This is a genomic window from Pseudomonas sp. GOM7, from assembly GCF_026723825.1.
In the GTDB taxonomy this organism is placed as follows: domain Bacteria; phylum Pseudomonadota; class Gammaproteobacteria; order Pseudomonadales; family Pseudomonadaceae; genus Aquipseudomonas.
In genome coordinates this window covers 1749033-1766475 of record NZ_CP113519.1, presented here as the reverse complement: position 1 = coordinate 1766475, position 17443 = coordinate 1749033, and the positions used below count along the sequence as shown (strand labels likewise).

General features: G+C 57.3%; 17 protein-coding genes and 1 pseudogene. 11 read left to right on the top strand and 7 right to left on the bottom strand.

Features of this window, described 5'->3' with window-relative positions:
- Window positions 1–5: 5 nt before the first annotated feature.
- The 5 genes from OU800_RS07950 to OU800_RS07930 all read left to right on the top strand — a co-directional run bounded on the left by OU800_RS07950 (window position 6) and on the right by OU800_RS07930 (window position 4930).
- Window positions 6–1775 carry a sigma-54-dependent Fis family transcriptional regulator gene (locus OU800_RS07950; protein ID WP_268182655.1) on the top strand — a complete coding sequence of 590 codons (1770 nt, stop codon included), beginning with the start codon at window positions 6–8 and terminating at the stop codon, window positions 1773–1775.
- 73 nt (window positions 1776–1848) lie between these two features.
- The gene (locus tag OU800_RS07945) at window positions 1849–2316 is read left to right on the top strand and encodes a MarR family winged helix-turn-helix transcriptional regulator (RefSeq protein WP_268182654.1); all 468 of its coding nucleotides are present in this window, start codon (window positions 1849–1851) and stop codon (window positions 2314–2316) included.
- 126 nt (window positions 2317–2442) lie between these two features.
- Complete coding sequence (locus tag OU800_RS07940; RefSeq protein WP_268182653.1) at window positions 2443–2685, top strand: DUF3079 domain-containing protein; 243 nt, start codon at window positions 2443–2445, stop codon at window positions 2683–2685.
- A gap of 133 nt (window positions 2686–2818) precedes the next feature.
- Window positions 2819–3664 carry a glutathione-dependent disulfide-bond oxidoreductase gene (gene yghU, locus OU800_RS07935; protein WP_268182651.1) on the top strand — a complete coding sequence of 282 codons (846 nt, stop codon included), beginning with the start codon at window positions 2819–2821 and terminating at the stop codon, window positions 3662–3664.
- 261 nt (window positions 3665–3925) lie between these two features.
- Window positions 3926–4930: an IS5 family transposase gene (locus tag OU800_RS07930; protein ID WP_268182650.1), complete on the top strand. Its 1005-nt coding sequence runs from the start codon at window positions 3926–3928 to the stop codon at window positions 4928–4930.
- 519 nt (window positions 4931–5449) lie between these two features.
- Here OU800_RS07930 and OU800_RS07925 read toward each other — a convergent pair.
- Both OU800_RS07925 and OU800_RS07920 read right to left on the bottom strand, forming a co-directional pair.
- On the bottom strand, window positions 5450–6976 hold the full coding sequence (locus OU800_RS07925) for a class I adenylate-forming enzyme family protein (RefSeq protein ID WP_268182648.1): 1527 nt from the start codon (window positions 6974–6976) through the stop codon (window positions 5450–5452).
- Window positions 6977–7010: 34 nt separating this feature from the next.
- Window positions 7011–7793: a crotonase/enoyl-CoA hydratase family protein gene (locus tag OU800_RS07920; RefSeq protein ID WP_268182646.1), complete on the bottom strand. Its 783-nt coding sequence runs from the start codon at window positions 7791–7793 to the stop codon at window positions 7011–7013.
- Window positions 7794–7891: 98 nt separating this feature from the next.
- Between OU800_RS07920 and OU800_RS07915 the strand changes: the two genes are divergently transcribed.
- Complete coding sequence (locus OU800_RS07915) at window positions 7892–8680, top strand: hypothetical protein (protein ID WP_268182644.1); 789 nt, start codon at window positions 7892–7894, stop codon at window positions 8678–8680.
- 52 nt (window positions 8681–8732) lie between these two features.
- Here OU800_RS07915 and OU800_RS07910 read toward each other — a convergent pair whose 3' ends face one another.
- Genes OU800_RS07910 through OU800_RS07895 form a run of 4 tightly spaced genes read right to left on the bottom strand, consistent with a single transcriptional unit; the run spans window position 8733 to window position 12286 of the window.
- Window positions 8733–9884, bottom strand: coding sequence for an acyl-CoA dehydrogenase family protein (locus tag OU800_RS07910; protein ID WP_268182642.1), 1152 nt, complete (start codon window positions 9882–9884; stop codon window positions 8733–8735).
- 18 nt (window positions 9885–9902) lie between these two features.
- A complete protein-coding gene (locus tag OU800_RS07905; protein ID WP_268182641.1) occupies window positions 9903–10733 on the bottom strand; it encodes an SDR family NAD(P)-dependent oxidoreductase in 831 nt (276 codons plus the stop codon).
- Window positions 10730–11056 (bottom strand): MaoC/PaaZ C-terminal domain-containing protein, encoded by a 327-nt coding sequence (locus OU800_RS07900; RefSeq protein ID WP_268182639.1) that lies wholly within the window; start codon window positions 11054–11056, stop codon window positions 10730–10732. The genes OU800_RS07905 and OU800_RS07900 overlap by 4 nt, the downstream gene beginning before the upstream one ends.
- A gap of 27 nt (window positions 11057–11083) precedes the next feature.
- Window positions 11084–12286, bottom strand: coding sequence for a lipid-transfer protein (locus OU800_RS07895; RefSeq protein WP_268182637.1), 1203 nt, complete (start codon window positions 12284–12286; stop codon window positions 11084–11086).
- Window positions 12287–12506: 220 nt separating this feature from the next.
- On the opposite strand from OU800_RS07895, the gene OU800_RS07890 reads away from it, so the two are divergent.
- The 5 genes from OU800_RS07890 (at window position 12507) to OU800_RS07870 (ending at window position 16520) form a co-directional block, all read left to right on the top strand.
- Entirely contained in the window at window positions 12507–13403 is an 897-nt protein-coding gene (locus tag OU800_RS07890) for an AraC family transcriptional regulator (protein WP_268182636.1), read from the top strand.
- A gap of 602 nt (window positions 13404–14005) precedes the next feature.
- Entirely contained in the window at window positions 14006–14407 is a 402-nt protein-coding gene (locus OU800_RS07885; RefSeq protein WP_268182635.1) for a hypothetical protein, read from the top strand.
- 80 nt (window positions 14408–14487) lie between these two features.
- Entirely contained in the window at window positions 14488–14841 is a 354-nt protein-coding gene (locus tag OU800_RS07880; RefSeq protein ID WP_268182634.1) for a hypothetical protein, read from the top strand.
- Window positions 14842–15634: 793 nt separating this feature from the next.
- On the top strand, window positions 15635–16069 hold the full coding sequence (locus OU800_RS07875; protein ID WP_268182633.1) for a hypothetical protein: 435 nt from the start codon (window positions 15635–15637) through the stop codon (window positions 16067–16069).
- 88 nt (window positions 16070–16157) lie between these two features.
- Window positions 16158–16520 (top strand): hypothetical protein, encoded by a 363-nt coding sequence (locus OU800_RS07870; RefSeq protein WP_268182632.1) that lies wholly within the window; start codon window positions 16158–16160, stop codon window positions 16518–16520.
- 38 nt (window positions 16521–16558) lie between these two features.
- Here the strand turns inward: OU800_RS07870 and OU800_RS07865 are convergent.
- Window positions 16559–17419 (bottom strand): annotated as a pseudogene (locus tag OU800_RS07865) (IS110 family transposase); the annotation flags it as partial.
- Window positions 17420–17443 lie beyond the last annotated feature (24 nt).

Below are 17443 nucleotides of genomic sequence, written 5' to 3'. Positions count from 1 at the left end.
CACCCATGGAGACGCCCAAGCACCTGTTCAGCGACTTCGCCCAAGGCAAGGATCCCAGCCCGCTGCGCGGCGACAGTTCGCAGTTGCAGCAGGATCAGTCGCCGACCACGGCGGAGCTGGCCGAATGCCTGTTCTTCTCCCCCAGTGACGGACGCATCTGGCTCAACGACCAGCGCATGCTGCTGATGCATGGCTCCTCGTTCGGCGCCCTGCGTCGCGAGTTCATCGACAACCTCGGCCTGGAACGCGCGCGTGGGCTGTTCACCCGTACCGGCTACCAGTCCGGCGCGCGCGACGCACACCTGATCCGCACGCGCTGGCCACAGGCCGACCGCACCGCCGTGTTCTTCGCCGGCACGCGCCTGCACACCCTCGAAGGCATGACCAAGGTGGAGCCGCTGCACTTCAAGTTCGATGCCGACACCGGCCTCTACGAAGGCGAATTTCTCTGGCACCACTCCTGCGAGGCGGACGAACACATCGCCGCCTATGGCGTCGGCCAGGACTCGGCCTGCTGGACCGAGATCGGCTACGCCACCGGCTACGTCAGCGGCCTGTTCGGGCGCCTGGTGATCTTCCGCGAGGTGGAGTGCCGGGCCATGGGCCACAAGGTGTGCCGGGTGATCGGCAAGACCGCCGAACAATGGGGCGACGTCAGCGCCGACCTCGCCCTGCTCTACGCCAACGCTTCCCCGGCGCCGGCCACCAGCCAGGCCACGGCGCCCCTGCGCAGCAGCGCGAGCGAGCCGGGCGAATTGATCCCGATTGGCGCCAGCGCCGCGTTCACCGCCGCCCGCCACGCCCTGCAGCGCGTCGCGCCAACCCCGGCAACGGTGCTGATCGGCGGCGAATCCGGCGCCGGCAAGGAACTATTCGCCCGCGAGCTGCACCGCCTGAGCCCTAGGCGCGAACAACCCTTCGTCGCCCTCAACTGCGCCGCCATCCCGGAGAACCTGATCGAGGCCGAGCTGTTCGGCGTCGAGCGTGGCGCCTTCACCGGCGCCAGCCATTCACGCCCCGGGCGCTTCGAGCGCGCCCATGGCGGCACCCTGTTCCTCGACGAAATCGCCTGCCTCAGCCTGCCCGGCCAGGGCAAGCTGCTGCGCGCCCTGCAGGAGCGCGAAGTGGAGCGTGTCGGTGGTGGCCAGCCGATCAAGGTGGACGTGCGCGTGGTCGCCGCCACCAACGTCGACCTGCGCCAGGAAGTGCAGGCCGGGCGTTTTCGCGAAGACCTGTTCTACCGCCTCAACGTCTACCCTATCAGCCTGCCGCCGCTGCGCGAACGGCGCGACGACATCCCCCTGCTGGTGGATGCCTTTCTCAGCCGCTATTGCCGCGAATACCAGCGCACACCTGCCGGGCTGACCATGCGGGCGCTCAAGGCGCTGCTGCTGTACGACTTTCCCGGCAACGTGCGCGAACTGCAGAACCTGATCGAGCGCGGCCTGATCGCCAGCGACGAAGGCCGGCCCATCGACATCCTGCACCTGTTCCACAACGAGCCCCTGCCGCCGCAGCTCTACTCGTTGAGCCAGAGCGGTACCCTCTCCAGCGGCATGCAAAGCCCGGAAAACGGCGAGGACAACCTGCTCGAACGCTTGCAGCAACTGCAGATCGAGCCGGACATCGAGCGCCTGGAACGGCGCCTGCTCGACGACGCCCTGAGCAAGGCTGAAGGCAACCTGGCCGCCGCCGCCCGCCTGCTCGGCCTGACCCGCGCGCAGTTCGCCTACCGTCTGAAGAAGCACGCCAGCCAGGACGCCAGCGGCAATTAATGCTGGCGTCATGGCAGCCCAGCCAGCAGAATGATTAACTTGCTTAACTGGAAAATTCATCAACGCAGGCACTATGGCCAGAACACCCGACCTGAGCGAAAAGATCCCCGACCCCGCCATTCTCGACCAGGCGCTCGAACGCTACCTCGGCTACGTGCTGCGCCGCGCGCAGATGAAAGTCTTCCAGCACCTCTCCACCCGCCTGGAAGCCTTCGACCTGCGCCCCGCGCAGTTCACCGCCCTGATGATCATCGAACAGCACCCGGGCCTGATGCAGGCCGAACTCGCCCGTGCCCTGGCCATCGAGCCCCCACAGGCCGTGGTGCTGGTCAACAAACTGGAGAAGCTCGGCCTGGCCATGCGCCTGCGCTGCAAGCCGGACAAACGCTCCTACGGCATCTTCCTCAGCAAGGCCGGGGAAACCCAGTTGAAGGAGCTCAAACAGATCGCCGCGCAAAGCGACCAGGACTCCACCAGCGCTCTGGATGGTGAAGAACGCGAACAACTGCTGCACCTGCTGCGCAAGCTTTACCGGGGCTAATGCCTCGACAGCAGAGTCGATAGCGCCACCTCGATGTTCGTCAGGCAGACCCACCTTGACCTCGATCAAGATGGGTCGAACCCTACGCCCTTAGCCTGACGACACGACCTGCCGCAAGGTGGCGCCATGAGCAAGAAATTTCCCCTCCTCCCAAAGCACCCCGAGCGCGTCTGCTGGGGCTGCGACCGCTACTGCCCGGCCACTGACCTGGCCTGCGGCAACGGCGCGGATCGCACCATGCACCCGGTGGAAATGCTCGGTGACGACTGGTACCTGGACGGCGACTGGGGCTTCGCTACGCCGGAAAATCCCAACGACGTGCAAACGGGCGAAACATCCCCTCCCCCTGCCACCCACCACGACACCTGACGAACGCAATCATCGGCAGGCACTATCATCCAAGCCGATAATCCAAATGCACGCTATGCATTCAAATTTCGGGCGCAATCCAGATAGCCTTGGCTGCAACTGCACCCGTCACACTTCGACAAGCGAGGCATCGATGACCCAATCCACCTACGTACCGCCGAAGGTCTGGCAACACCTGGCAGCATCCGGTGGCCAGTTCTCCAAGATCAACCGCCCGGTTGCAGGGGCGACTCACGAGAAGGAACTGCCGGTCGGCCAGCACCCGCTGCAGCTCTACTCCCTGGCCACCCCCAACGGCGTGAAGGTGACCATCCTGCTGGAAGAACTGCTTGCCCAGGGCCACGCCGGCGCCGAATACGACGCCTGGCTCATTCGCATCGGCGAGGGCGACCAGTTCTCCAGCGGTTTCGTCGGCGTCAACCCGAACTCGAAAATCCCCGCCCTGCTCGACCGCAGCACCACGCCCCCGATCCGCGTGTTCGAGTCCGGCTCGATCCTGCTCTACCTGGCAGAAAAATTCGGCGCCTTCCTGCCCAAGGATCCGGCAGGCCGTACCGAAACCCTCAATTGGCTGTTCTGGCAGATGGGCTCGGCGCCCTACCTGGGCGGCGGCTTCGGCCACTTCTACGTCTACGCCCCGGAAAAGTACGAGTACGCCATCAACCGCTTCACCATGGAAACCAAGCGCCAACTGGACGTGCTCAACCAGCGCCTCGCCGACAACCGCTACCTGGCCGGCGACACCTACAGCATCGCCGATATCGCCGTATGGCCCTGGTATGGCGAACTGGTGCGCAACAACGTCTACTCGGCCGCAGAATTCCTCTCCGTTCACGAATACCCCCACGTACTGCGCTGGGCCGAAGAAATCGCCCAACGCGAAGCCGTGCAACGCGGCCGCCGCGTCAACCGCACCTGGGGCGATGAGTCGGAGCAAGTACCCGAACGGCACCAGGCGTCCGATCTGGACAAGGTCTGAAGCGAGAAGGCTCCTGGCGAAAGCCGGGACTTTCCGGGAAAGCAGAAAAACCAAGCCCCGACGCAATGCAGTTCGGGGCTTTTCTATGTGGCGGGAAGAAGGGAGATTGAACCCGTTTTGACGGGTGCCCGTTGTTGCCCAAAGCCAGAAAAATCGGGGCTTTCGCGTTATGCCGTATGCTCACTGCGCCCCTTTGGGAACCTCCAAAAACCGGCTGCTCCCATTAAAATCTGAGTCTCTGAACCACAGGACTACCCGCGCATGCTCAGCCTATTTGCCGACCAGGAACGTGAAGCGAAACTCGACAGTTTGGGCGATCCGCTGGCCTTGCTGAACAAGCATGTCGACTTCCGCCTCATGGCCGAGGAGATCGACCGCTGGGTTCCTCGCCCGAGTCGCGCTAAAGGCGGTAGGCCTCCGTACCCAACAGAGCTCATGACGCGCCTGCTGGTCTTGCAGCAGTTGTTCAACCTGTCCGACGAACAGATGGAGTTCCAGCTACTCGACCGCATGAGCTTTCAGCGCTTTGCCGGGCTGAAGAACACTGCGCGCGTGCCGGATCGCAATACGATCTGGAATTTCCGTGAGCGGCTCGTTCAGGCCAAGGTCGAGCATCTGATTTTTGATGAAGTGCAGCGCCAACTGCAGCTCAGCGGCTTCAACGCACGCGAAGGGCAGATCATCGATGCCAGCATCGTCCGCGCGCCAACCCAGCACAGCACGGCTGAAGAACAGGAAGTAGTGAAGCAGCGAGCAGCGCCCATCGAGTGGGAACCAGCGAAACGCCGACAAAAGGATGTCGAGGCGCGCTGGACGAAAAAGCATGGCAAATCGTACTTCAGCTACAAGCTGTCGGTCAGCGTAGATCATCGGCACAAACTGATCCGCAACGTGCGGGTGAGTGATGCCTGCGAGGCCGACACACTTCACTTGGTCGATGTCCTGGATCGAGGGAACAGCAGCCGTGACTTCTGGGCTGATCGTGACTATCACGACAAGCCACGCGAGCACTGGCTCAAGCTCAATGGGCGCCCGCATATTCAGCGCAAAGGACAAGCCGGTAAGCCCATCGGCAAGCGGGACAAGGCTCGCAACAAGCGTATCGCCAGCCCACGCGCTCGGGTTGAACACGTATTTGCCAGCCTAGCGCAGATGGGCGGCAAGACGATTCGCAGCATTGGCTTGGCACGCGCGCAGTTTGGTCTGACGATCAAATCAGCGGTGTACAACCTGAAAAGGATGTCGTGCCTGCTGGAGATGGCGTAAAGATGACAACAGGCCGGTTTCTCCGGCCTGCATTCCCCCCCATTGCGATAGGTACTGACCACATATTCTTTGTGCTAGCCGCCTCTTCACGCCTTGTATTCAGGTCTGAATCGGGTTTTTAGAGGTGCCCTATAGACGTGCCAGGTGCAGACGATGCATGACAGTCGACCACAACAAGCCGCTGAAAAGAATGGGTTTCTGCAACGCAAGATCGCTTGCGCTGGAGCCTCGGTAAAACCGTGGTAATGATCATTTCGAGGCCGAATTTGAAGGACTGGCGTACCAGGATTCAGAAATGCAGATGAACGTTATCCGTGGAGAGGTGCCGCCGCCAGGCCTGTCTTGGACATCTTGCAATGGCGCAAAGCAAAAGCCCCGAACTGAAATGCAGCTCGGGGCTTTTCTGCATGACGGGAAGATAGGGTTTTGCACGCTGCCTAAACATCTCCAGGCCGATTCAAGCACCGCTCAGCCCAATGCTAAGCAGCTAGCTACCGACAGCAATCGTGTCCCAGAAACCTAGGAAGCTGCTAGCTCCTCTCGGAGCACACGCCGGTTGATCTTGCCAATTAGCGTCTTCGGTAGCGCTGAGACGAAGATGACCTTCTGAGGCTTCTTGTAGGAGGCCACTTGCGCGGCGACGAAGTTGATCAGCTCAGACTCCGTGCTCACTTGCCCCGGTTTGAGCACCACTACAGCCGTTACGACTTCAACCCATTTGGGATCCTTTAGCCCTACCACAGCACATTCCGCCACAGCAGGGTGAGCGAGAAGGACGTCCTCGACCTCTCGCGGATACACGTTGTAGCCACCGGAGATGATCATGTCCGAGGTGCGGTCTTTAAGATGCAGAAAGCCTCGCTCATCGAAGATGCCCACGTCTCGAGTACGCAGCCAACCATCATCGAAGAACATCTCCTGGTTAAGAGCGGGCGCATTGAAGTAACCGGCCATCATTGAGGGGCCACGCACGGCAATTTCCCCCTCTTTGCCGTCAGGAACATCATTCCCGGCCTCATCGACCAAACGAATTTCAACATCTATCGAGGGTCGGCCACATGCACCAAGCAGCTCGGGCACATGATCTTCAGGTCGCAAGGCAGCAATCGCCAGGGGAAACTCGGTCTGTCCGAAGTATTGCCAGAACCGGTGCTGCCCAAGCAGCGAGATGGCCTTCTCTATGACTGGTCGAGGCATCGGAGAGGCGCCGTAGATGATGTGACGCAGCGACGATAGATCCGCGCCGTGGAAAGACGGGTGATCCAAGAGCATTTGCAGCATGGTCGGCACCATGTTCACCGACGTGATTTTTTCCTTCTGGATGAGCTGCAAGTAAGCCAGCGGGTCGAAGCCAGGCATGATCACAGTACGAGCGCCACGCAGCCAGAACGGCAGGACAAATACTCCGCTCGCATGAATCAGTGAGGCCGCATGTAGCATTGAGTCATCAGGGGCAATGTCGATGAAATTCTGAAAGATATTCTGGCAAACTGCCGCATAGGATGCCTGGGTGTGCTGGGCGGCTTTTAGAGTTCCCGTGGTACCGGAAGTAAAAAGGGTCACTGCATAATCCGTTGGCTGAACGCCAACTTTCGGGCATTTCTTGCTATGCCGACTTGCCTCATCAAGAAGGTCAACGCCGCCCTCCATGGAAACACCCAAGCCATGAGTGACGAGTCCGGGAATCTGCTCTTGCAGAGCGGTGGCGCGCTCAATCAGATCAGGAGCGAATACCAGGGTCTGGCAGTGTGTGTCCATCAGCATTCGGACATGCTCGGAAAGTGACAGCCGGGAGTTGATCGGAACCCTGTTGATACCGCCCTTCACGCACGCAAAATCCATCGGCACGCTGTAAAGCCCATTGTTCATGAGCAGTGCGACAGTGGAGCCTCTGTTGGCTCCCAGCGAGCCTAATGCATGTGCAAGCTGGCTGCTCAGTTCGTCCACCTCAGTGAAGGTCAACCTAGCATCACCAAACACAATCGCCGTTCTGTCTCGATGGTGCTGTGCACCGCGATTGATCAAATCAAGGTAACTTGTTGTCATTGTTGTTCCCTCCGATTCAGTTCGATGAGGCATTTCAGTTCTTGAAGCTGCCGTGGCGCCCTGCTCCTTCAGAGAAGCGACCTGCTCCTTGAATGGCTTCTTTGAAAACGATTGGGTACCCGCCTGCCCCCTCTTCGCGAAGCGCGTCGGTCATCGGAATATCCCATTGGCGATGTGCAGACTGGCGATCCGCAACCAGGCACTGCTGGGGGAACGCTGCGATTTCTTTTGCCAGGGCCTCGGCGGCCTCACGCGCTTGGCCGTCCGCGACGACTCGATTGGCGAGACCAATCGCCAGCGCTTCCTGGGCGTCCACCGGGCGCCCCGTAAGAATGAGATCCATGGCTCGTCCGTGCCCAATGAGACGAGGTAAACGAACAGTGCCGCCGTCGATTAGAGGGACACCCCAACGGCGACAGAAGACGCCGAAGATTGCCGATTCCTCTATGACTCGCATGTCACACCAGGCAGCGAGCTCTAGCCCCCCGGCAACTGCATAGCCTGATACAGCCGCGATCACCGGCTTGCTCAGATGCATACGCGTTGGCCCCATTGGCCCTGGGCCTGCACCGAACTCATCGACCTCATTGCGAGCATCAGGAGAGCTCATGGCTTTCAGATCTGCACCGGCACAAAAATTCCCCCCCGCGCCGTAAAGCACCGCTACCCGCAAATTGGCATCAGCCTCGAAATGCTCAAAGGCCTCTCGCAGCGCATCCGCCGTTTTCCGATCCACAGCATTCCGCCGCTCTGGGCGGTTGAGGATAATGGTGCACACGCTCTCAGAAACTTCGGTGATCACGAGCTGGTCGCTCATATAGGTCTCCAGGCAAGGAATGTTTCATAAGGAAAAACAGTACACCAATACATGTAATATTACATTGAAATACAAATATCGTATGAGAGAGCAATATTTTGAGTGATAGCATTACGGCTAATGAGCTCGTCCTCGATCTTTTGTCCTCACACGAAGCGCATGAGCTTCCTGTAGCGGCGCTGTGCCGAGCTGGCAGCTTTGTGGGGATCGGAGAGCAGACTCTGCGCGTGGCTCTCACGCGTTTGGTTCAACAAGGCAAAGTCACCGCCCAATCCAGAGGTTGCTATGCCTGGAACCCAGCAGGGCACAGCCTGTTTCAGGATGTCCGCAACTGGCTCTACAAGGAGCGGCAAATGGCGCCTTGGAGAGGTGATTGGGTAGGTGTGCTTGATTCGGACTTATCGCGTACCGACCGCACTGCGCTGAAGCGCCATGCCAAAGCACTGGAGCTACGTGGTTTCAAGTCACTGCCTAATGGCTTGAGTGTGCGGCCCGACAATATCCAGGGCGGCGTCCAGCAGGTTAGGCAGGAGCTGATGTTGCTGGGCCTTGCGCCAACCGCCACCGTCCTAGGAGTGACTGGCCTTGCGCAGGAAGATGAGCGAGCTGCCTGGACGCTCTGGGATACCCAGGCACTGGATCAATCCTACGACGATTGCCTGAAGCGCCTTGAAGCCAGTGAACGGCAACTGCTCTCGATGAGCTTGGAGCAGGCTGCCGCGCATACGCTGATTGAAGGGCGTCGAGTGATCCGCATGATCATCCTGGATCCATTGCTGCCAGATGAGATGTTCAACAGCGCAAAGCGGCAGCAGCTCATTGAGCGAATGACTGCCTACCAGGTGAATGCCCGTGAGATCTGGATGAAGGCCCTGGCACTGGACTAAAGGGCACCTCTAAAGCGAGGGAAAGGCGAGCCCCGAAGGGCTCAGCCTCTGCTTACAGCGATTTGGCGATCACTTCCTTCATCACTTCGTTGGCCCCGCCATAGATTTTCTGCGCACGAGAATCGGCATAGAACCTGGCTATCGGCTGTTCATGCATGAAGCCGTAGCCACCGAAGAACTGCAAACACTCATCCAGCACTTTGCATTGCTGCTCGGTGCACCACCATTTGGCCATACAAGCCGCTTCTACGCTGAGTTTGCCGTCGACCAGTTGCTGGGTGCAGTCGTTCATGTAACTGCGCATGACCTGAGCTAAGGTCTTGCATTCCGCCAGTTTCATCCGAGTGTTCTGGAAGTCGAAAATGCTTTGGCCAAAAGCTTTGCGCTCCTTGGTGTATTGAACCGTGAGCTCTACCGCACGCTCCACCACTGCAACGGCTCCCGCAGCAATTTGCATCCGTTCAAATGGCAGCTCCTGCATCAGTTGATAGAAACCACGGCCCTCCACACCGCCTAGGAGATTACCCGCCGGAACCCGGACTTCATCGAAGAACAGCTCCGCCGTATCGGAGGCCTTTAGTCCGATCTTGTTGAGCAACCGGCCCACCTTGAAACCTGCCAGCGCCTTCGTTTCGACAACGATCAACGAGATGCCTTTGGCTCCCTGGGTCAGATCGGTCTTGCAGACCACGATGATCAACCCGGCGTTGTAACCGCCAGATATGAAAATCTTGGAGCCATTGATCACGTACTCCTCACCCTCTCGTGTTGCTCGCGTCCGAACGCCTTGCAGATCGCTTCCTGCTCCAGGCTCGGACATGGCGATAGCGGCCAGCAGCTCTCCGCTGGCCAAACGAGGGAGCCAGCGCTGCTTCTGCTCATCTGTGCCGTAGTTCAAGATGTAGTGTGCGGCAATGGAGTGCACCGTCACGATGCCGAGCCCCGCCTCAACGCGCGCCAGCTCTTCCTGCACCACCAACTGGTAGGCCAGCGAGCCGCCAGAGCCGCCATACTCTTCCGACAGCTCAGGGAGTAGCAGCCCGAGGTCGGCGAGTTGTTTCCATACCTGTGGGTCGCTGTGGCCTACCTCTCTCCAGGACTCTACCCGAGGCGCCACCTCTTTTTCTGCGAAGCGGCGAGCCTGCTCACGAGTCGCCGATAGCTCCTCAGTCATCCAGGGATGATGGCTATGTCCATTCTGCATCTTTGAATCCTCGGGAGGTTAAACGCCAGTGATACCGCCAGCGCAGACAAGGGTCTGGCCGCTCACATAGTCGGCTTCCGGGATGGCGAACAGGTAGACGGCCCCCGCAGCCTCTTCAGTGGTGCCGAAGCGGCCCAGGGGAATGATGTGCTTGGAAGCAGCCGCAATCTCGTCGCTGATACCCACTTTGATTTCCCGGCCATCGATATTCATGGTCTGGTTATCGGAGGCCTTCACGGTGAGACGCGTCTGAATCAAACCGAAGGCGACACAGTTGACGGTCGTGTTGAGTCGTCCCCACTCCTTGGCCAGCGCCTGGGTCATGCCGATGATGCCGGCCTTGCCTGCGGAGTAATTGATTTGGCCAGCGTTCCCAAACACACCAGCCAGGGAGGAGATGTTGATGACGCGCCGGAGTACCCGCTCGCCTCGAGCAGACTCCGATTTGACCGATTCACGGATCACGGGCTGGGCAGCACGAAGGATCTTGAACGGCGCAGTCAGGTGGCAATCGATGATGTCGTGCCACTGCTCGTCACTCATCTTCTGAATGACGTTGTCCCAGGTGTAACCCGCGTTGTTAACGATGATGTCGAGGCCACCAAAGCAGTCGACCGCTGTCTTGATAAAGCGCTCGGCAAACCCTTCGGCAGTGACACTGCCGTTGCAACTGACGGCTTCACCACCCAGCGCGATGATCTCCTGAACAACGCTGTCTGCGACTTCGGCATCCAGATCGTTGATGACCACCCGAGCCCCTTGAGAGGCGAACTTCAGGGCGACAGCCCGGCCAATGCCACGGCCAGAGCCGGTAATAAGTGCCACTTTTCCTTGCAGTGCGTTGCTCATGCTTCACCTTTTTCGAGTGATTGAGGCTTGGCAATCAGTGCCTCACCAACGAGTTTTTCTTCGCTGCGCTGATCCACCGCTTTCGGCGGTAGATGCACGCCGTAGGCATCGACGCGGGCTCCCCCAGAGCAAGTCGCCACGGTTGCAAGCCCGCAGATGCCACTGAAGCGGACATCCGGTTTCTGAATCCAAGACAGAGGAACCCACTGCGTGAGCAACATGCCGAGCCAGGCCATGCTGAGCGTTCCGTGCCCGATGACGTCAGGCAGGCCAGCCGCACGGGCAAAGTCGCTATCAACATTAATGGGGCTGTGATCGCACATAGGTCTGGCCGATCCAATTTCGATCGATCACGCCACACCTGCGCCGACCCGCTCGAAGAGGCTCACAACGCACGCTCCGCCCAATCCGAGATTGTGCTGAAGAGCAAAGCGAGCGCCCTCCACCTGACGGGCACCAGCCATACCGCGAAGCTGCTCTACCAGTTCAAAGCACTGCGCCAGTCCGGTGGCGCCGAGTGGATGCCCCTTGGAGAGAAGACCTCCCGAAGGGTTGGTGACGTATTGCCCCCCGTAGGTGTTATCGCCGTCCTCGACGAACTTCTCCGCTTCGCCTTCTGCGCAAAGACCGAGTGCCTCGTAGGTGATGAGTTCGTTATGGGCGAAGCAGTCGTGCAGCTCGATGACCTGAATGTCTTCGGTTCCGACACCTGCCTTTTCATAGACTTGATAGGCAGCGGACTTTGCCATGCTGGCACCAACCAACTCGCGCATATCCTTGGCAGCAAAGGCTGCGCTGTAGTCAGTCGTCATCGCTTGCGCACGAATTTGAACCTCGGTGCTCAAGCCGTGCTTTCTGGCAAATGCCTCAGAGCAGAGAATGGCCGCTGCCGCACCGCAAGTCGGCGGGCAAGCCATCAAACGCGTCATCACGCCAGGCCACAGTGTTTCTGCCGCCATGACGTCATCAGCACTCACTTCTTTCTTGAACAAAGCCAGAGGGTTTTGCGCAGCGTGCCGACTGGCCTTGGCCCGAATTTTGGCGAAGGTTTCGAGCTTGGTGCCAAACCGCTTCATATGCTCGTAACCGGCGCCACCAAAGCAGCGCAGAGCAAAAGGTAGCTTGTTGCTGCTGCCCAACAGTTCATCAGTAAGCTGTTCAAAGCGAGAGAGCGACCGGGGGCGGTCGTTGAACATGTAGTCTAGGGCACCAGGTGTCATTTGCTCGAAGCCCAAAGCGAGCACGCAATCTGCAGCCCTACTCTCAATGGCTTGGCGAGCAAGGAACAATGCGGTAGCCCCAGTCGCGCAATTGTTATTGACGTTGAAAATGGGGATGCCGGTCATGCCGATGGGATACAGCGATTTCTGCCCATAGGCTGAATCACCGTAGACATAGCCCACATAAGCTTGCTCGATACGCGCGTAGTCGATACCTGCATCATGCAGCGCAGCACGAACAGCCGCACCCGCCATGACATCATAGGTCTCACTGGCACCAGGTTTGCTGAAGGGGATCATGCCAACCCCGGATACACAGACACGCACGCTCATTGCGGCTCTCACAGTTGGATTGAGGTGTCTGCGATGCTATGAATCAGCATGGCTGACAGCGATAGCAACTCACTTCAACCCAATGTCAGAAGACCTCAATCTGGATATGTCGACGACACTCCCACCGCACACGACCATCTCGGTCGCATTCGTTCAGGGCCTACTCGCAGGGCTTAAGCGGATGGAGCGATCCTCTGCTCCCTTTCTGATAGGGGCAGGCATGTCAGCTGACTTGCTGGAACAACCTGATGCCCGAGTGACCATCGCCCAGTACATGAGCTTGTTCAGAAGCATCATGGAAGCGCTGGATGATGAAGGCGTCGGGCTGTTCTCCAGAAGGCTGAGGCGAGGTTCGCTCGCGTTGATGGTGCAATCAGTCGTAGGTAGCAGCACCTTCGAGGGCTCTATTCGCCAGGCCTGTAAGGCGATGAACCTGCTTCACGATGACGTGACCGTGCTGCTGATACGTGATGGGGCGATGGCTGGGCTGCGCATCGACATTCCACCGAGCTATCTACCGGAGAGAGCATTTGCTCATGAGATTCTGGTGATCGTGCTGCTGCGACTCATGAACTGGCTTTATGGGCAGCCACTTCCGAATCCAGCATTTGACCTGGCAACGCCTCAACCCAAGCATGTGGCCGAGTGCAAACAACTGCTACCGGGAAAAATTCGCTTTGACCGTCCAAGCACGATCATCTGGTTCGGTGCCGAAGCCCTGTCGCAACGCTGGCAGATGAGCTTGAGCGAGATAAAGAGCTTCATCGCGAGAACGCCGGATATCCTGGTTGCACCACAGCGCCTCGATCAGCCCACCTCGGCCAAAGTGCGCGCCTTCCTTCTGCAGAACAGGCTGGACTGGCCCGAGCTTGGCGTCATTGCCAAGGCGCTCCACATTTCAACCAGCACCTTGCAGCGCGACCTGAATAACGAAGGTATTTCCTTCCGCATGATCAAAAATCAGCTTCGACGCGACATTGCAATCGAGCGCCTGACCTGCTCAGACGTGCCACTTAGCAAGCTCGCCGAAGAGCTCGGTTTTTCAGATAGCGCAGCCTTCCAGCGTGCCTTCAAAGCCTGGACAGGCGAAGCACCTGGCTCTTACAGGAAAGCCTGAAGTCCGGCATACGTATCCGAGCCAGGCCAGTTCAAACCACGTCACACTGGAATGGCTGGACAAGCAGCTAGGCCATGCCGACACGACCATGACTAAGAGCGCATGGGCCGGTATATGTCTGAGCAGAGCGGTTTGGTACTGGATTCGCCCCCCAAACGACTCTGCATTTTTTCAAAGAAACGCAAAACCCCGTACCCCATTGAGTCACGCAGCTTTTTGCAGGCGGGAAGATAGGAATTTGAACCCGTTTTTACGGATGCCCGTTGCTGCCCATCGCTGCCCAAAGCCAGCAAAATCGAGGCTTTTCGGCTCATCCCTCCTGCCCATTGCGGCACTATGTCGCCCGTTGATTTCGACACGCACCCTCGCTGTCCTTGCACCGTCGCAGTGCTTTTGTGTATATCTGTCCAGTAGTAATGAAAGCGCAAAATGTGGAAGTCAAGCGAATACGCTCAGCCGTATAGCCTTCTGTGTAACTTATTGATTTTTAAGTGCTTGCTATGGATGGTTACACCCTGCAGTGCGGAGTTAGACCGCTGGCTCTACTAATGTGTTAGTGAAGAAGACTATCTAATCACTGTTAGGCGCCAAGAAAATCTACCGTGCCCCACTATTGCATCAACGGCGAGGAGCCGCAGCTGCTAGGCCTACAGTGCACTGGCTTCGTGCTGCAGCACTTCTATGAAGGGCTGCAAATTACCGATCAGGTGAACGTGGCTCACCTATGCTTCAACGAACGTTGGTATCGGCTCTACTTTGAGTGCGGTACGGTCTTCTGGCGTGTCAGTGAGAAGCCGGAGGCTGGGCAAAACACTGATCTAGCGTTCGGGTTGTTGCTGAACGATCTTTCAGGGGTGGCGGGCATTGTCGGCCATGTGGTGGAGCGGGTCTCCTATGAGGGATCCGAGGCGGGTGATGTTCAAGTCAACATCGAGCTGAGCGGTGGCAGGATTCTCAAGTTCATCTACAACTGTGAAGCTGATTCAACCCGCCTTGTCGCCTAACCCCTCCATCGAGCGGACAGGCTCAAGCTGCGCTTGATCCTGCCGCTCATGTCGAACGTTATGCACCTCAGGGGTGACACATGAAACATCTCGCTGTTACAAAATTCAGCTGCACCTCTGAGTTCTCCAGCAGCGAGATTGAACTAGATATTCCGGGTGAGAAAATTGAGTGTTTAAGAGCAGAGTTAGCCTCATTAATCTCAAAGTATGGGTTCGAGTACCAATACGGAGAAACCCACTTTTTAAGCACACAAAAATATTCAATTTGCAACTGCTCAAAATGTGGGCATTATATGGTTAACAGGGAAGCTAATCCTGCCGGGCTCGACCTGAGCGATGACACGCAAATAATAGTTTTTGATGGCGCGTTGCTTAATGGTGTACCGCTATGCGAAGAGTGCTTACCTGAAGGGCATCGGTGGTCAGTTGCATAACAAGTCGCTCAACACCGTTCGCTTCGCTCACTGGACTCGCAAAAGCTGCGCTTTTGCTCGCCTGTTAGCTTAATCGTTAGGTAACCATGGACAGACCTAAGCCGCCCGCAATTCAGGACTCCGCAAAGGTAATAGCCTTTGCGGTAGTTGATGAATCCGTTATCTATACTGGCAGAGTTACCACGTACGTAGATGGAAACCTTATAGGGCCAGTCCCTAAGCTCTCTATATGCCAGAACCCAGGAGAAGATGACTACCTCCTTTTCTATTGCAATGAGCAATGGGAGGTTCTTGCCGCTGGCGGTGGAGACTCAATCGAACAAGTTAAGAAAACAGCAGAAAAAGCATATTCTGGCATTTCTAGTAAGTGGCAGTGGTTCACCTAACTACTGGTTCAAGCCGCTCGCTTCGCTCACTCGGGACCGGCTAAAGCCGGCCCCTTAACCAAACGTTAGGTGCCCAAAGCATGCCCGCAGGTGTATATCGAAGAGTCTTTATTGCATCAAGATGGGCAATAAAAATACCTCGAATAGGAAATGTTACCTGCGGGGCACGCTGCAATAGATGGGAGGCAGAGATATGGAGAAAATGGAGACCGAAGTTTGGGTGGGAGCACTTATGCCCCGTTCGGTGATGCTAATTTTGTGGTTTCATTCCAGTACGAATCAACGTTGTATTGGAGAAATAGTGATGGTTTGCAGGCTGCCTAACTAGCGGTTCAAAACGTTCGCTTCGCTCACTGGGACGGGCTAAAGCCCGCCCCTTAACCAAACGTCAGGCACCACTTAAAGTCATGAAAAAAACCATAGCATTCTCCCTCAGCCTTCTAAGCGGATGTTCGATTTTTCCCGAAACAAAGGAAGAGCTTGCACAGTCCGGCAATAAAAGCCCCGAATACTGCTTCGCTTATGAGCGAACATTAGTCGAAAGCCGAGTTGAGAGATACTTATTAAAGTGCTTTAAACCAAGCTACGTCAGCACTGGAAATGGCGTTGGCTTCGTGAACAACCAGCAGCTTAAAAAAGAAACAACCGATGAAGCCACGGAACTTTCAGTTTACTCACCATCAGGTACGGGTGCCGGTTATTTCTTAAATATATTAATATCAAACGGAAACTTCAACTGCACAACAAAAATGTCTGCCACAGCTTACAACTTCGTTTGGGAGAGGTACTTCGATAAACTAAATGAAAGTGCAATTGGCGGTGACCCACGGTGCCTCCTATAGGACCTAACAATTCAAATCGCTCGCTTCGCTCACTCGGAACCGGCTAAAGCCGGCCCCTTAACCAAACATTAGACACCACAAGGAAGTTATGCGTAAGCCCACCAATATTGCAATCGTAGTCGCAATCTCGATAGCCCATTACTCAATCATGGGTTACTTGGGTTATGACCCTGCGCCTCAGTACGAAAATTTAATGGCTTGGTCTTTCGCTCTTATGGTTGCCTTATGGTGTCTGGATGACGCAAAGAAATATAATTTCCATCGTCCTTATGAGTTTGGCGCTTTTATTTTCTTCCTCTGGCCCATTTTATTGCCGGCGTATCTCATCCATACGCGAGGCTGGCGAGGCGCGCTAGTATTTTTGGTCTTCCTATTTATAGCGCTGTTGCCTTACATTTCCGGCTGGGTTTTCTACTACGCAGGTTCTACTTACAGTGGGTATGGCGTCTAACAATAGTATATGGACTCTCCCCACAAGTAGTGAGCAAAGCGTTGCGCGGCGAGCAAGGCTGCACGTGAGCCGTGGATCAATAACGTGCGTACATAGACATTGCCCTGTCGGCTGATATGGCCGAGCTTGCGGCTATTGCCGGTGCTGAACTCGCGCGGTGTCATACCCAGCCAGGCGCTGAGCTGGCGGCCATTGGCAAAGCGCTCAGGCTTACCGATAGCGGCGGTCAGGGCGCTGGCAGTCAGCAGCCCAATACCGCTGACCTCATCCAGTTTGCGCACGATTTCATCGTCAACATGCCAGCGCTTGAGCTGCTGTTCGCATTCGGCCATGCACTGTTCGTACAGGTTGATCTCGGCCAGGACGATATGCAGTAGGCGGCTCAAGGTTTTGAGTTCCGGTTGTTCAACCAGCTCACTGGCTGCACGGATAAAGGCGGCGGTCGAGGTCGGGGCTTCGATCCCCGCTTCACGCAGCATGCCGCGCAGCAGGTTGATGCGCTGGGTGCGACTCTTCTTCCAGGTTTCCCGCAGCCCATGCAATTGCTGGAGCTGTTGTTGATCGTGGCTCTTCACCGGCACGGGATGAATGTCGGTGCAGCGCGCGGCTTCCAGCATAGCATCGCAGTCGTTGCGGTCGGTCTTGTTGCGTCGCCGATAGGGCCGCACGTAGCGCGGGTGCAGCAGCTTGACCTGATGACCGAGCGATTGCGCGAAACGTCCCCAGTAATGTGCCGCGCCACAGGCCTCCATCACCCACTCGACCGGCTCGGCCTGCTCCTGTATATATCGTCGGAACGCCTCTCGGTTCAGCCGCTTGCGCTGTACCACCTGGCCGAAACGGACACTCTCGGTAACTTGGTAAACGGACTTGACCAGATCAACAGCGATGCGCTTCATAACGGCTCTCCCAATTTCAGCTAT

Bases quoted from the DNA above. Each gene is read 5' to 3' on its own strand.
- OU800_RS07945 (WP_268182654.1), top strand. From the start codon at position 1,849: ATGGCCAGAACACCCGACCTGAGCGAAAAGATCCCCGACCCCGCCATT.
- OU800_RS07920 (WP_268182646.1), bottom strand. From the start codon at position 7,793: ATGAGCGACCAGCTCGTGATCACCGAAGTTTCTGAGAGCGTGTGCACC.
- OU800_RS07880 (WP_268182634.1), top strand. From the start codon at position 14,488: ATGAAACATCTCGCTGTTACAAAATTCAGCTGCACCTCTGAGTTCTCC.
- OU800_RS07890 (WP_268182636.1), top strand. From the start codon at position 12,507: ATGTCAGCTGACTTGCTGGAACAACCTGATGCCCGAGTGACCATCGCC.
- OU800_RS07910 (WP_268182642.1), bottom strand. From the start codon at position 9,884: ATGCAGAATGGACATAGCCATCATCCCTGGATGACTGAGGAGCTATCG.
- OU800_RS07895 (WP_268182637.1), bottom strand. From the start codon at position 12,286: ATGAGCGTGCGTGTCTGTGTATCCGGGGTTGGCATGATCCCCTTCAGC.
- OU800_RS07925 (WP_268182648.1), bottom strand. From the start codon at position 6,976: ATGACAACAAGTTACCTTGATTTGATCAATCGCGGTGCACAGCACCAT.
- OU800_RS07875 (WP_268182633.1), top strand. From the start codon at position 15,635: ATGAAAAAAACCATAGCATTCTCCCTCAGCCTTCTAAGCGGATGTTCG.
- OU800_RS07940 (WP_268182653.1), top strand. From the start codon at position 2,443: ATGAGCAAGAAATTTCCCCTCCTCCCAAAGCACCCCGAGCGCGTCTGC.
- OU800_RS07900 (WP_268182639.1), bottom strand. From the start codon at position 11,056: ATGTGCGATCACAGCCCCATTAATGTTGATAGCGACTTTGCCCGTGCG.
- OU800_RS07930 (WP_268182650.1), top strand. From the start codon at position 3,926: ATGCTCAGCCTATTTGCCGACCAGGAACGTGAAGCGAAACTCGACAGT.
- OU800_RS07870 (WP_268182632.1), top strand. From the start codon at position 16,158: ATGCGTAAGCCCACCAATATTGCAATCGTAGTCGCAATCTCGATAGCC.
- yghU (WP_268182651.1), top strand. From the start codon at position 2,819: ATGACCCAATCCACCTACGTACCGCCGAAGGTCTGGCAACACCTGGCA.
- OU800_RS07950 (WP_268182655.1), top strand. From the start codon at position 6: ATGGAGACGCCCAAGCACCTGTTCAGCGACTTCGCCCAAGGCAAGGAT.
- OU800_RS07905 (WP_268182641.1), bottom strand. From the start codon at position 10,733: ATGAGCAACGCACTGCAAGGAAAAGTGGCACTTATTACCGGCTCTGGC.